This window comes from Desulfosporosinus lacus DSM 15449 (genome assembly GCF_900129935.1).
Classification (GTDB): Bacteria; Bacillota; Desulfitobacteriia; order Desulfitobacteriales; family Desulfitobacteriaceae; genus Desulfosporosinus; species Desulfosporosinus lacus.
Genome location: NZ_FQXJ01000008.1, coordinates 65,486 through 77,918, shown reverse-complemented (window position 1 = coordinate 77,918; position 12,433 = coordinate 65,486). Strand labels below are relative to the sequence as shown.

Genomic DNA, 12,433 nt, shown 5'->3' with positions numbered 1-12,433 from the left:
CATTTTACCATAATAAGGAGTATCCTAATCATCATTTCTAAGATTCTTTCCTTGTATCATCAACTTGCGAACTAAGTTCAATTTCTGCCAAGGTATTTTGAGAAATCAATTTATGTCAAATTTATCGAAGGACTGTTGCAATTCCTTTGCAAGTTCGGACATTCCTTGGCTAGCATTCGCTATTTCTGTCATAGATGCAGCTTGCTCTTCAGAAGTAGCCGATACCTGTTCAGTGCTGGCTGCATTGGTTTCAGCAATACTGGCAAGATTTTTTAGAATCTCAATAATTTGAACCTTTTTCTTCTCCATCTCCTGACCTGAAAGATTTAGAGTATTCATTATTGCTTTTGTCTTTTCAATTGCAACAGCTATTCCCTTAAATCTTTCAATAGTGATCAAAATGCTATCTTCTTGTTTTTGAGCAATTGCTGAACTTTTAGCAATTACATCTACAGCATTTTGGGAATTTGATTGTAATTCTTGAACGATTAGCTCAATATCTCTTGTCGATTGGGTTGATTGTTCTGCCAACTTTCTAATTTCTTCGGATACAACCGCAAAACCTCTTCCCGCTTCGCCTGCTCGCGCTGCCTCAATCGCGGCGTTCAAGGCTAATAAATTGGTTTGGTCAGCAATCGCTTGGATCATTTGACTAGCTGTATGAATTTTTTCGGCACTTTGATTAGTTTCGTTAATTCTTTCTCTGATTCGTTCAGTATAGCGCTCTCTCTCTTCCGTCCTCACAGTTAAATCCTTAATGGCTATACTGCCTTCAGTCTTCATAGTCTCAACAAACTCGATAGAATCGTTTACATCCTGCAAATTCTGCTGGTTCTTAAAAATAATTTCTCCTAATTGTGTCATTTGCTGAACACCATTTTCTGTATCTCTAACTTGATCCGTTGCACTCCCAGCAATTTGTTCAATTGTTTTGGCCACCTCTTCAACTGCAATAGCTGACTGTTGAGAAATAGTCGTTAGTTCTTGAGCAGTAGTAGCGACTTGATGTGATGTTACAGATAAGTGCTTTAAAATCTCTCTTTGGTTAATATTAGCAGCACAGATAACTTGGGCAAGAATTCCAAACTCATCTTTTCGTTGCTGAACATCTTCCATGATACTGTGAAAATTAAGCGTTCTATAGGGATTATCATAAAATACTACATCTTTTTTAATTTCTTTAACCTCTTTTAATTGAATATCCGTACCGATAGCACCTAGGAATTTCCCCTTAATAATAATCGGAAGCATAATACTGGTCATTAAAATTGACTTCCCGTTTAACTCATATTCATAAGGGTCTAGGATTGCAATCTTACGAGTCTGTTTAGGCAGGGAATACCATTTTTCATCATATACATTTTTGAGAGGGGTTACCTCAATACCCCCATTTTCCCAATATATGTAGGAGGTAAAACGACCTTTGTCATAGTACTCATCATTTCGAAATTGATCATCTTTTCCATCAAAAGCATCCGGTTCCCAAAATGAACTTAAAGCTAAAATCTGTTTATTCTGGCTTAAAAGTTCTTTTTGTATTTTAATAACTGCCATCCTGTCGGTATTCCCACTTTGTTTAATTCGGATCAACTCATCTGAGAGCATTCTAATTGCACGGACACCTTTTTCCAAAATCAGATAATCTCCCAATGATCCACATTTCAATGTTTCAATAGATAAAGCTAGCAGTTTCGATGTCTGATGGGTTTGAAAGTGGATAATAGCAATTAAACCAACAATACTTACGATTAATATGGTGAATAAATAACCAGTATCTTTAAATACGAGACCGATCAATACCATTATTACTGCAAAAATCAATGGAGTCCAATTTTGTCTAATACCTAAATTCAACGACATACACCTCTCTACATTTTTTCATATATACCAGTGTTATGTTATGCAATTTTCACGCCACAAGATTTATATCTATTTATTTATTGCCTAAACTCATTCATTCTGAATATTTCTAAAACCATCAATTTTATTTCAAGTTATAAATGACTCATTAAAGTTAAAACCAACTTAATACATTCGCGACGTAGGATGGAGTCTACCTCCTTCGCGCCAAGTGTTCCTATTGGGAAAGGCGCTCAGCGATACTCTATCCTACGCCGGTAGGCATTCCTATTGGGACCACGGCTTCAGCGATACTCTCCACCGGAGACTATCGTACTGGAGACTATCGTCACGGAAGTAAAATAAGGAACACCCACTTGAAGAAGTGGGTGTCCTCGGAATTGATTAATACATGTCAATTATGATAAAAAAAATTTATTTGTACATACTATTTTTCATGTATTAAAGGAGGAACTCTTATGTGGAAGAAGGCTATTTTGGGAAGTCTTATAGCAATCATAGGTTCATATTTCCTATTTCAAATAGCTTATGTTGCGACCTCCGGGCCTTCTTTTTGTGCCAAGTGCCATGAGGTTAAAGAATACGTTACATCTTGGCAGCAATCCCCTCATTACAACCTTAACTGTTTAGAATGCCATCAACCTAGAGGTGAATTGGGGAAATTCCACGCTAAGGCCCGAGGATTAAACTATGTATTTCAACACTATAGCGGTGACTTTACCGTTCCTACTCGCGCTGTTCTCTCTGATCTAAATTGTCTCACCTGTCATTTAGGGGACAGCGAGAGCTATCCGGATACGATACACCTAAAAAATACAGCTAAGGTAAACCACTACGAAACTATCAAGAAATCGCAATCTTGTTTAGAGTGTCATCGAGACACTGCACATGCACTGGATATTTACTTGACCCCTGACCTAAAGGGCGCTAAACCTCAGCGTAATTAATCTAGAATGCAGAAGATACCCCTATATGATTAATGGATTGGAAAATTACTGCCCCACCTAGAAATATAATCAAACAAGAAGAAACCAATGCTAAACGATTAACCACCTGCCATTTTTCCAGTTTCTTCATTGTATGACTGGCTCGAACAACAAATAGTGCAATGGCTACCATCGTAATAGCACCTCCGATTGAGAAAGCTCCAACCAATCCTAAGCCTAAAGGGATTTTATCCGCTGAAACTGCGGCAAGAAGAATCGCCAGGGCACTTGGACAGGGAACAATTCCAGTAAAAAAACCAGTCAGGAATAAATCCAATCGGCTGGAAGGATTAGTCTTCAACTTAACATGATTATGATTACAATGACTATCGCAATTATGACTGTGCAGGGTGTTGTGAAATTTTTGCTTTTTCTCATAATTATTAAAGAGTCGTTGAGTAATTATATTAAGCCCTATATAAATAACGACAATTCCAGAGACAAGTTGGAGCCAATGGATTAAATTTTCTGGCACAAATACTTTTACCGCAGTCGAAGCCGAAACAGCTAAAAGGACAATTGAGAGTGTATGGGCCAATGCCGAAATTAACCCAATCATAATAGCTTCTTTCATTTTAGCACCGGAAGAAATTAAATAAGCAGTAATCACTCCTTTTCCATGCCCCGGTTCTAAAGAATGCAGGGCCCCTAAGCCAATAACCGCTGGGAAAGTATACATTAATTCCAAAGTAGATTCCTCCCAAATAAAGCTTACTATTTTTTATATGCAAGCCTGTCTCATTACTTTCCACCCATACCCTATTAATTAAAAGAGAATTTTAGAATATACACAATTATCTTGGGAGACGTGACTAGAATTGCCAATTAAGCAGGAACATGTTATATAATCTAGTAAAGGTCTATAAGGAAAGAGGTGGAAACGTTGGGGACTGGATTAGTTGCTACTTTATTTGTTATCGGTATCGTACTCCTCATCTTGGAGATTTTTGTTCCCGGAGGCATTCTCGGTCTATTTGGTATCATTACTCTGAGTATAGCGATTATGCAATCGGTTGATTCTTTTGCTCTAGGCTTCTTTCTTATATGTTTATTACTGCTTTCTTTCGCAGGACTATTCGCCTTGAGTTTCCGCCTGCCTCAAACTCGTTTTATTTGGGATAGATTTTCTCTGAAAACTTGCCAAACCCAAGAAGAAGGCTACACAGCGCCCCTGCGAAGCTACGAAATCTTCTTGGGCAAACACGGAATTGCACTCTGTCAATTACGCCCAGCAGGGACAGCTGATTTCAGTGGTGAACGACTTGACGTTGTTACAGAGGGAGTGTTTGTAACCAGTGGATCAAGGGTCAAAGTAATAGCTGTTGAAGGTACACGTGTTGTTGTCCGTCAAGTTTAATTTTAATTTCTTACAAATCATCAAAACTGAGTAGATTCTCAAAACTTTCTATGCTTTATAAACGTCAATTAGTTAAAAAAGTAACGATCTAGGTTAACTCATGATATAATTATAACAACACCCATACCATAATATGTAATTAACGTAAGGAGAGGATGAGAATATGAAAAAGATTCTAAGAACTGATAAAAGCCCTTCTCTAAGCACGATCGCGGTTGCAGCACTTGTTGGAGGCTTAGTAGGCTCCGTTGTCGGCCTAATGTTTGCCCCTAAAAGCGGCAAAGCTTTACGTCAAGGTATTCAAGAAAAAACCGATACTGTTTTAGAACGCGTCGGGGACATCACTCTTCATCATGCTGGCACCTTAAAACATCAGGGAACTGATCTCGCGACAAAAGGAAAAAAGTTAGCAGATGATCTTCAATCCTTTATTCAAGAATCTCTAAAGACTAAAAAAGCGGACATCATAGTCAGTCAAAGCGATGAACTGCACCACCCTAAAGTGGAGGTCGTTTCTGCAGAACCTGAATCACAACTTCAAGAAAACTAGAGAAAATGACTACATAATAAGAGCAAGCAATTATCTTTCAATAAAGATAATTGCTTGCTCTTATTATTGCTGGTACTGTTACAATGTAAGATCTCTTAAGCTATAGTAGGCCAAGAAAAATCAGCATCAACTAATCCCTTTTCTTGAATGAACTCCATCAGCAACTTAGCCGTTCCTCCAGTAAGTTTTAAACATCCGCGCAAATGCTCTTGTGAGTCAAACTCATGGAGATTTAAGGCCCTGCAACAAGTAGCTCCGTATTCTTTAAGGAATCGATCGTGAAAGTCGTGAGCTAAGTTATAAGCAGGCTCTCTAGCTTCTTCGGGTTCAAAGCGACCCTTAAAAAGTCCTAGTACCATGACGGAGCCTGTTAAGGCACCACACATACACCCGGCATGCCCTAATCCTCCTCCAAAACCAGTAGCCATTTTTAAAGCCTCTGAACTTACTGGATTGTTGAGCATCTCATTAAAAGTATGCACGATTGACTCAGAACAGTTTAGACCATTTCTGAATTTATTACCTGCACGCGAACGAGCTTCCAATGCTAAGTCATTCATTAAATCTCCACCCTCTTAAGTAATTATAATCTAGTTATTCTACATCAACGACCAGATTCCTACTATTCTGAATAATAATATTCCTTAGAGGTGGAGTTTATTTCATGTTTCTCAAAATAGTTCTTCAGCGTCTGGAATCTTCACAGCGAAATAAGCGCCCTCGAGAATCCTGGCCAAGACACTAAGCGGAGTGGTCGCCACCTCTCTATACATTCGGTGGGTGTATAAGTGCCGAACGTTAGGAAATTCTTGTTTAAATAACCGCCTGGCTTTATCACCTGCATCATCTGCATCCAGGAGCACGCAAACTTCATCATCACTGTAATTCGCTATCAACTCTTCCAATTTATCCAAACCTAAGGTTCCATATGTGCAAACTATCTCGACTGGTTCATCCAATATCTGGAGCAAACGCTGTTTATCGGTTTTCCCTTCAACAATAATGACTCTCATATTCCACCCATTCTTTCTATAACCAGTTTCTTATCATTTTACTTCTCGTAGCTCATCTCAGCTCGAGCTAACTAAATACTACTCACTTCATTTTTCAATCCCATTTTAACTAGACTCTACTCTTTACTAAGCAAATATACCTAGTTTTACTTAATCAATTCCGAGACACCCACTTCTTCAAATGGGTGTTCCTTATTCTACTTCGGTGACAATAGTCTCCAGTACGATAGTCTCCGGTGGAGAATATCGCCGAAGCCGTGGTCCCACTAGGAATGCCTACCGGCGTAGGATAGCGTATCGCCGAGCACCTTTCCCAATAGGAACACTTGGCGCGAAGGAGGTAGACTCCATCCTACGGCGCGAATGTAGTCTGTGGATATGCCCCTTCGGCATAAGTCTATCCTCAGTGCAATTGTATTCGCTATAAATGAATTTAAATTCATTTATTTGCTTCATCAGCCCAAATAGCATAGATTTTCCAGTTAAAATATATTACAGTACAAGTAGACAAGAATGCAATAGAAATGGGGGAATAAAAAAAATGAGCTATGGAAAACATCTTGCTTTTAATAGGGATGGCAAAATCGGAATAATAACTCTTGATAATGCCAAAGGATTCAATTTAGTTGGTTCGGATTTTCTTTATGAATTAGAGGAAATCCAAAAGGAAATCCTAAATGACCATAACCTGGCAGGAATCATAATAAACGCGAATGGTGAAAACTTCTCTGCTGGAATTGACCTTAAATTCTTACAGAGTGTCAGTTCCCAGTTTATAATGGATAACCTTGTATGGCTGCAAAATTTGTACTCTTTTTGGCAGGAGCTTCCTATCCCGGTTATTGCAGCGATAAACGGCCTGTGCTATGGTTCTGCTACTGAACTAATTCTCGGTTGCGATATTAGAATAGCCGCTGAGAATGCTAAGTTTTCTCTTCCTGAAGTACGATTTGGTTTATCTCCCGATATGGGAGGAACTACCCGCTTAACCCATCTGGTGGGTATAGGACAGGCAAAGCGACTGATTATGGGCTGTGAAGAAATTGATGCAGAAGAAGCATTGCGAATTGGCTTGGTTGAAATTTTAGTTAAAAAAGAAGCACTTAATGAACGAGCGATGAAGCTTGCCCATAAAATGGCGGACTTCCCTCCAGCAGGGATTCGTTTTGCTAAGAAAGGGATTAATTTAGCTAATGAAAGCAGCGTCCAGACTGGATTACTCTTCGAACAGTCTCAATCTACATTTTGTTGCGGTACGGAAGATTTACGCGAAGCGGTTACAGCCTTTCTCGAAAAAAGAAAACCTGTCTTCACGGGCAGATAATCTCTGAAACATCTCCACAATATCAAAAGAACTCCTCACGACTATTTGTGAGGAGTTCTTCCTTTGTGTTAATCCGGCTACAAGGACTGATTCTTATAATTATCATGTCTCGAATCGACCGCGCGAATATGAGTTTCTGATACATCGAGATGAGATTCATTGATTTCTCCATCGCGAAGGAGTCTTTCATACCAAAGACTATGACGATGTTTGACATACTCCCGGTTAATTGACCCCGTGAACATCCCCGGAAGAAGCGGGCGGTTTTCTCTAAGCAAAAATGCTGCTAAGTGCCCAATTATGCCAAAGATAATTAAGCCCGTACCCAGGTTATGCAAAGCAGTATTCCAATACAAGAAAGAATGTGAAAGTTCTATACCTGGAACATTCTTAAAAGTCTTAATCAAACCCGTAACAATCAATAAGAGAAGACTTACCCCGATAAACAAATAAGCTACACGTTGTTCGGCTAGGTATTTATCCGAAGCGGGCTCTTTACCTTTGGTCAGCATTGCTTTGATAATCAGATAAGATTCTTTCATATCACCCTTACGCGGGAAAATATCAAACTCTCGGCGGGCAAATGCATATACAAGATGGAAAAATACCGCAAACAATAGCCCAAGCGCCCCTAGATAATGCAAGTTAATGGTAATAAAATAATCTCCAAGCCATTCCGCTCCCGGCAATTTAGTGACATTGTACCGAGTATACAAGGGAAGTTGCCCTAAGCCCGTGATAATAAGCAACAGGACTGAGAGAGCAGTTGTCCAATGGACAAACCGATTGGCAAGGCTTTGTCGTAATATTTTACTTTGCTTTGTATTAGATATTTTCTTCGCCATCGTTATTCTCCCCTCCTTGTTTGGTCGAGTTATGCTGTATTCGTTTTGCTTTATCCCCTTTTATGGTTCGATAAGCAGTTAAACCGGCAACCGCCGCCCCTGCGAATGGAGCCATTACCGCACTTATAAACATTCCTTTTCCTGTAGAAAGATAATTTTCAACATTAACAGGCATACCAGGGCGGCCTGGGGCAGTGTCCTTTTTGGTCGCTTTGTCCGCTTTAATCGCATCATCAATCATCTCAAACGGAACTGCAGAAACATAAAGAGTTGCGGTTCCCCCATTTTCTTTATCCCCATAGACATAACCATTAATTTCTTTAGCCTTTTCGTAAGCAAGGTTTCTCATGTCATCTCTCGGACCAATGGAGATGGCCCCTGTGGGGCAGGCACTTACGCAAGCGGGTTTTTTACCTTCTGCCAAAAGATCAACGCACATATCGCACTTATACATGACTCCACCACCAGCTAAGTCCGGTGCAATATCTAAATAAATTCCAACTCCAGCTTGACGTTGTGGAATACCCCATGGACATACGTCACGACATTTTGCCCCTCCAAAGCATATTTCATCATCAATGGATACAGCCCCGGTGGTATCTTTAGTGATCGCGCTAAAAGGACATAACTTTGAGCAGGTCGGATTATCACAATGCATACATCGTCTTGGAACATAAATTTCTTGCTCGGCCCCGTTATGCTTAACTTTAACATGATCGACAAACGTCCAATTATAAGGAGTCAAACGGCTTTTGAGATCTCGCTTATTAGACCAGTCTTCAACTTTATCTTGTGGCCAGTATTTCTTTAAAGGCTTTTGAGGTTCTGGGAATCGTTCCTGGTTATGCTTACCACATGCTTCGACACAAAGTGGTGTGCCATAACTTTTACACCCGTCACACTTTGATAGATCAATCAGAGTACCCAACTTTCCATTACTCAAACCTGCGGCCTGAACAGGCTTGTTAAGACCCGTTGCTGCTAATGCTCCAAGTAAACCGGCCGCAGTAGTTCTCTTAAAAAATGTTCTGCGAGAAATAAAATCATCCTTCTTCATCCCCCATACCCCCCATGCGTATTATACTATATATGTATCATAAATCGGGGCAATTGACAATAGGAATTTTCAACATACCAATAGGGGGTTATATACTTCAATAGTTAATAACTGTCGAAATTAGTAAAAACGCGTACATTTTTTCAGGACTTAAAAATTAAAAAGCGAGCCAAATGGCCCGCTTTTAAGCAATTTATTTTAATGCCGATTAAATCGACTTAAAAATGTTTGTAATCGTTCGCTTTCAGGATTATTAAATATCTTCTTCGGCGGCCCTTGTTCAATAATCCTCCCTTGGTCAAAGAACAAAATTCGATCTGCTACGTCTTTTGCAAAGTCCATTTCATGGGTGATCAAAAGCATAGCCATTTCTCCTTCTGAAGCGATCGCTTTTATCACTTCCAATACTTCACCGACTAACTCCGGATCGAGTGCCGAAGTGGGCTCATCAAAAAGCATCACTTTCGGGCGCATAACTAGAGCACGAGCAATTGCTACACGTTGTTTCTGTCCTCCGGAAAGCTGTGCAGGGTAGGCATCAATTTTGCTCGAAAGCCCTACTTGTTCAAGCATCTTCACAGCCCGTTCTTTAGCTTCCTCCTTACTTAGTCCCAGCACATTTCGGGGGGCTTCCATGACGTTTCGTAAAATTGTCATATGTGGAAAGAGGTTAAAGTGCTGAAAGACCATACCGATGTTACCCCGTACTTGATGAAGGTGTTTTTCGTTGGCCTTAATCAGTTTGTCGTTTACTCTCTGATGCCAGAGCATTTCCCCTTCAACTTCAATTGTACCGGAAGTTGGTTCTTCCAAGGTCATAAGCAGACGGGCTAAAGTCGTTTTACCCGATCCACTGGGTCCAATTAAAGCTACCTTTTCACCTGGCGCAATCTCAAGGTCGATATTCTTGAGAACTTGAAGATCACCATATGACTTACTGATATTGTTATAAGTGACAATCGGACGTACTATATTTTTACGAACTTCGCAGTCAATATTTTTGGTTGGGTCCTCATTATAGATTAATTTCAATGGTACACTCATACGATCAACCTCCTTCGAAAATTTTCTCACTTAGGGCTATCTGAGATTTAGTCGAACTTCCAAGCGCCTCACCATAAGCGAGGATGAATAACTCAATACCAGGAACAACACTCCCACTATTGTAAAAGCTTCCAGATAGCGGAATGAGTGAGAACCAAGCATCTTAGCCGTTTGCATTATCTCTACTAGGGTAATCGCTGAGAGTATGGGAGTTTCTTTAAACATAGTTATTAGATAGTTCCCCATTACCGGTATTACAGGCGGAATGGATTGGGGCAAAATAATTTTCTTCCATGTATTAAGGGTGGAAAAATTAAGTGCTTTAGCCGCTTCCCATTGTCCAGGAGGAATTGACTCAATTCCTCCTCTATATACCTCGGCAAGATAGGTGCTGTAGTGAAGTCCTAAACCAATAACCCCAGCAACAAATGGAGTAAGGGACAGTCCATACTCAGGCAGGACATAGAAGATAAAATATAGTTGCACTAAAAGAGGAGTACTTCTGACAAACCCCACAAACCCACCCGCAAATAAGGAGAGCGGTTTAAAATTGGATCTGCGGGCAAGAGTCAGCATCAGACCCACAACTAAAGCAACAGCAAAAGCGACAAAAGTGGCAGAAACAGTTATTTTCAATGCCGTTAAAATCTCTGGTAAGATCTTGAAAGCATATTCCCAGTTCCACATACTTAATACCTCCCCGCAGATAACCTGTGTTCAATCCACTGAATCCCTTTAGTGAAGGGCAGGGAGATGACAAAATAGATGATTAACAAGACTGAAAATATTTCGGTTGGTCGCATAATTGAGGAATTGAGAACTGTAGCAACAAATGTTAAGTCTGAAAGGGTTATCAGGGACACAAGTGCAGTGCCTTTAAGCAATTCGATTATTAGATTGCCGAAGGCTGGAAGCATCATTACTAAAGCTTGTGGCAATATAACCAACCGGGTTCTTTGCCAAGGGGTCATATTAAGGGCAATAGCTGCTTCCGTTTGTCCTTTAGGCACAGAAATAATAGTACTGCGCACAATCTCAGACCCATAGGCGCCTGCATTAAGGGAGAGCGCCAATACACCGGCGACCATTTTTGGTAACATAATTCCGAACAACGGCAAAGCAAAGTATATCCAGAAGAGTTGAACAAACAAGGATGTTCCTCTAAAAATCTCGACATAGGTTGCAGCTAGCAAGCGGACTGCTCTGAATTTTGAAAGCCGGCCAAATCCTGCCGCAAAAGCGAGAAAAAAGGCAATGACAGCGGAGAATAGCGTTAGTTCAATTGTTATTTTTGTTCCCTCCCAGAAAGAAGGGAGAATATCAAACCACATAGGTTTACACCGACCCCTTTCGGAAAGGTTTTAGCAAGCACTTTTCAGTATTCTTAGAAGTTTATTCACTGGCGCAATTGACTAGGAATTAACTAGCTTGCGGCTTTGCTTAACTCTTCAGCCGTTTTATCACCAGGCAACTCTTGTTCGGTAAATCCGAAGGGAGAAATGATCTTCAGTAATTCACCGGATTTATTGAGCTTTTCAAGTTCACTGTTAAAAGCCTCACGGAAATCCTTATCTTCTTTGCGGAAGGCTGTAGCACCATAACCTAGGACTTCTTTGCCGTCAATAATCGGTTGCTTAAAGTCCATGACTCTTTCTAAATCTGGATTGTTTGCAGTTTCAAGCGTTGCTTGGACAGATGGTCCAGTGGCAGTAAGGGCATCGGCACGTCCGGATTGGAGAGCGGATAAGGCAGCTGGCATATCCGGAACAGTCATAATTTGCTTCAGTGGAACTCCAGATTTTAGGAGATAATCATACTCAATCGCTCCTCCAGGAACGGCTATTTTTGCTTTGGGATTAGCTGCGATATCTTCGTAACTGTGAATATTAAGCGGATTTCCTTTTTTAACGGCAATCCCCTCTCCAATACTGTACTCAGGATTAGCAAAATCTACTTCTTTTGCTCTTTCCGGATTAATGAACATACCAGCAGTAATCATGTCAAAGCGCTTGGCATTAAGTCCGGGGATCAGAGAAGCAAATTCAGTTAATTCTCCTCTCATTTCATTAATACCCATATTTTTGAGAGCTGTCCTGGCAACTTCAACAGCTTCTCCAGTAAGCTTTCCGTCTGGTGTTTGATATGCATAAGGCTTTTCATTGGCAAATCCAACAACCACATATCCTCTTTCCTTTGCGGTTTCTAAGGCAGATTTAGCATTACTCTCAGTCCCCGATGCTCCACAACCTGCTAATCCAAAAAGGGACAAAGCTAACGTAACAGCGAGAAGTCTTTTAAATTGTTTCATTTTTCAATCTCCTTCCAAATTATACTAAATTAAAGTTTCAGATTCCCCGCTCTTTGCCATAAACAAAGTATGGCAAGCAAAGGCAAAAT

Annotated in this window: 14 protein-coding genes; 4 read left to right on the top strand and 10 right to left on the bottom strand. The window is 40.3% G+C overall.

The features are described 5' to 3' along the window. Positions 1-105: 105 nt before the first annotated feature. Positions 106-1,854 carry a methyl-accepting chemotaxis protein gene (locus BUB11_RS12500; protein ID WP_242947536.1) on the bottom strand — a complete coding sequence of 583 codons (1,749 nt, stop codon included), beginning with the start codon at positions 1,852-1,854 and terminating at the stop codon, positions 106-108. 464 nt (positions 1,855-2,318) lie between these two features. Between BUB11_RS12500 and BUB11_RS12495 the strand changes: the two genes are divergently transcribed. Next, positions 2,319-2,807, top strand: coding sequence for a cytochrome c3 family protein (locus tag BUB11_RS12495; RefSeq protein ID WP_073030098.1), 489 nt, complete (start codon positions 2,319-2,321; stop codon positions 2,805-2,807). A 1-nt stretch (position 2,808) separates the two neighbouring features. On the opposite strand, the gene BUB11_RS12490 is transcribed toward BUB11_RS12495, so the two are convergent. After that, positions 2,809-3,525: a nickel/cobalt transporter gene (locus BUB11_RS12490; RefSeq protein WP_242947545.1), complete on the bottom strand. Its 717-nt coding sequence runs from the start codon at positions 3,523-3,525 to the stop codon at positions 2,809-2,811. 204 nt (positions 3,526-3,729) lie between these two features. Between BUB11_RS12490 and BUB11_RS12485 the strand changes: the two genes are divergently transcribed. Beyond that, entirely contained in the window at positions 3,730-4,203 is a 474-nt protein-coding gene (locus BUB11_RS12485) for an NfeD family protein (RefSeq protein WP_073030096.1), read from the top strand. Between the two features lie 163 nt (positions 4,204-4,366). Beyond that, positions 4,367-4,753: a YtxH domain-containing protein gene (locus tag BUB11_RS12480; protein ID WP_073030095.1), complete on the top strand. Its 387-nt coding sequence runs from the start codon at positions 4,367-4,369 to the stop codon at positions 4,751-4,753. A gap of 95 nt (positions 4,754-4,848) precedes the next feature. Here BUB11_RS12480 and BUB11_RS12475 read toward each other — a convergent pair whose 3' ends face one another. Both BUB11_RS12475 and BUB11_RS12470 read right to left on the bottom strand, forming a co-directional pair. Continuing rightward, a complete protein-coding gene (locus BUB11_RS12475) occupies positions 4,849-5,313 on the bottom strand; it encodes a C-GCAxxG-C-C family (seleno)protein (protein ID WP_073030094.1) in 465 nt (154 codons plus the stop codon). 111 nt (positions 5,314-5,424) lie between these two features. Further along, the gene (locus tag BUB11_RS12470) at positions 5,425-5,766 is read right to left on the bottom strand and encodes a toprim domain-containing protein (protein ID WP_073030093.1); all 342 of its coding nucleotides are present in this window, start codon (positions 5,764-5,766) and stop codon (positions 5,425-5,427) included. A gap of 541 nt (positions 5,767-6,307) precedes the next feature. Between BUB11_RS12470 and BUB11_RS12465 the strand changes: the two genes are divergently transcribed. Beyond that, positions 6,308-7,090, top strand: coding sequence for an enoyl-CoA hydratase/isomerase family protein (locus BUB11_RS12465; RefSeq protein WP_073030092.1), 783 nt, complete (start codon positions 6,308-6,310; stop codon positions 7,088-7,090). Positions 7,091-7,167: 77 nt separating this feature from the next. On the opposite strand, the gene BUB11_RS12460 is transcribed toward BUB11_RS12465, so the two are convergent. The 6 genes from BUB11_RS12460 to ehuB form a co-directional block, all read right to left on the bottom strand. Then, the gene (locus tag BUB11_RS12460) at positions 7,168-7,935 is read right to left on the bottom strand and encodes a formate dehydrogenase subunit gamma (RefSeq protein WP_073030091.1); all 768 of its coding nucleotides are present in this window, start codon (positions 7,933-7,935) and stop codon (positions 7,168-7,170) included. Next, a complete protein-coding gene (locus BUB11_RS12455) occupies positions 7,916-8,992 on the bottom strand; it encodes a 4Fe-4S dicluster domain-containing protein (protein WP_073030090.1) in 1,077 nt (358 codons plus the stop codon). The genes BUB11_RS12460 and BUB11_RS12455 overlap by 20 nt, the downstream gene beginning before the upstream one ends. 198 nt (positions 8,993-9,190) lie before the next feature. Continuing rightward, positions 9,191-10,036, bottom strand: coding sequence for an ectoine/hydroxyectoine ABC transporter ATP-binding protein EhuA (gene ehuA / locus BUB11_RS12450; RefSeq protein ID WP_073030089.1), 846 nt, complete (start codon positions 10,034-10,036; stop codon positions 9,191-9,193). 36 nt (positions 10,037-10,072) lie between these two features. Then, positions 10,073-10,723 carry an ectoine/hydroxyectoine ABC transporter permease subunit EhuD gene (gene ehuD / locus BUB11_RS12445; RefSeq protein WP_073030088.1) on the bottom strand — a complete coding sequence of 217 codons (651 nt, stop codon included), beginning with the start codon at positions 10,721-10,723 and terminating at the stop codon, positions 10,073-10,075. Positions 10,724-10,725: 2 nt separating this feature from the next. Further along, the gene (gene ehuC, locus BUB11_RS12440) at positions 10,726-11,367 is read right to left on the bottom strand and encodes an ectoine/hydroxyectoine ABC transporter permease subunit EhuC (protein ID WP_073030087.1); all 642 of its coding nucleotides are present in this window, start codon (positions 11,365-11,367) and stop codon (positions 10,726-10,728) included. A 92-nt stretch (positions 11,368-11,459) separates the two neighbouring features. Then, complete coding sequence (gene ehuB / locus BUB11_RS12435; RefSeq protein ID WP_073030086.1) at positions 11,460-12,344, bottom strand: ectoine/hydroxyectoine ABC transporter substrate-binding protein EhuB; 885 nt, start codon at positions 12,342-12,344, stop codon at positions 11,460-11,462. Positions 12,345-12,433 lie beyond the last annotated feature (89 nt).

Bases quoted from the DNA above. Each gene is read 5' to 3' on its own strand.
- BUB11_RS12495 (WP_073030098.1), top strand. From the start codon at position 2,319: ATGTGGAAGAAGGCTATTTTGGGAAGTCTTATAGCAATCATAGGTTCA.
- BUB11_RS12490 (WP_242947545.1), bottom strand. From the start codon at position 3,525: ATGTATACTTTCCCAGCGGTTATTGGCTTAGGGGCCCTGCATTCTTTA.
- BUB11_RS12480 (WP_073030095.1), top strand. From the start codon at position 4,367: ATGAAAAAGATTCTAAGAACTGATAAAAGCCCTTCTCTAAGCACGATC.
- BUB11_RS12475 (WP_073030094.1), bottom strand. From the start codon at position 5,313: ATGAATGACTTAGCATTGGAAGCTCGTTCGCGTGCAGGTAATAAATTC.
- BUB11_RS12470 (WP_073030093.1), bottom strand. From the start codon at position 5,766: ATGAGAGTCATTATTGTTGAAGGGAAAACCGATAAACAGCGTTTGCTC.
- BUB11_RS12465 (WP_073030092.1), top strand. From the start codon at position 6,308: ATGAGCTATGGAAAACATCTTGCTTTTAATAGGGATGGCAAAATCGGA.
- BUB11_RS12460 (WP_073030091.1), bottom strand. From the start codon at position 7,935: ATGGCGAAGAAAATATCTAATACAAAGCAAAGTAAAATATTACGACAA.
- BUB11_RS12455 (WP_073030090.1), bottom strand. From the start codon at position 8,992: ATGAAGAAGGATGATTTTATTTCTCGCAGAACATTTTTTAAGAGAACT.
- ehuA (WP_073030089.1), bottom strand. From the start codon at position 10,036: ATGAGTGTACCATTGAAATTAATCTATAATGAGGACCCAACCAAAAAT.
- ehuD (WP_073030088.1), bottom strand. From the start codon at position 10,723: ATGTGGAACTGGGAATATGCTTTCAAGATCTTACCAGAGATTTTAACG.
- ehuC (WP_073030087.1), bottom strand. From the start codon at position 11,367: ATGTGGTTTGATATTCTCCCTTCTTTCTGGGAGGGAACAAAAATAACA.
- ehuB (WP_073030086.1), bottom strand. From the start codon at position 12,344: ATGAAACAATTTAAAAGACTTCTCGCTGTTACGTTAGCTTTGTCCCTT.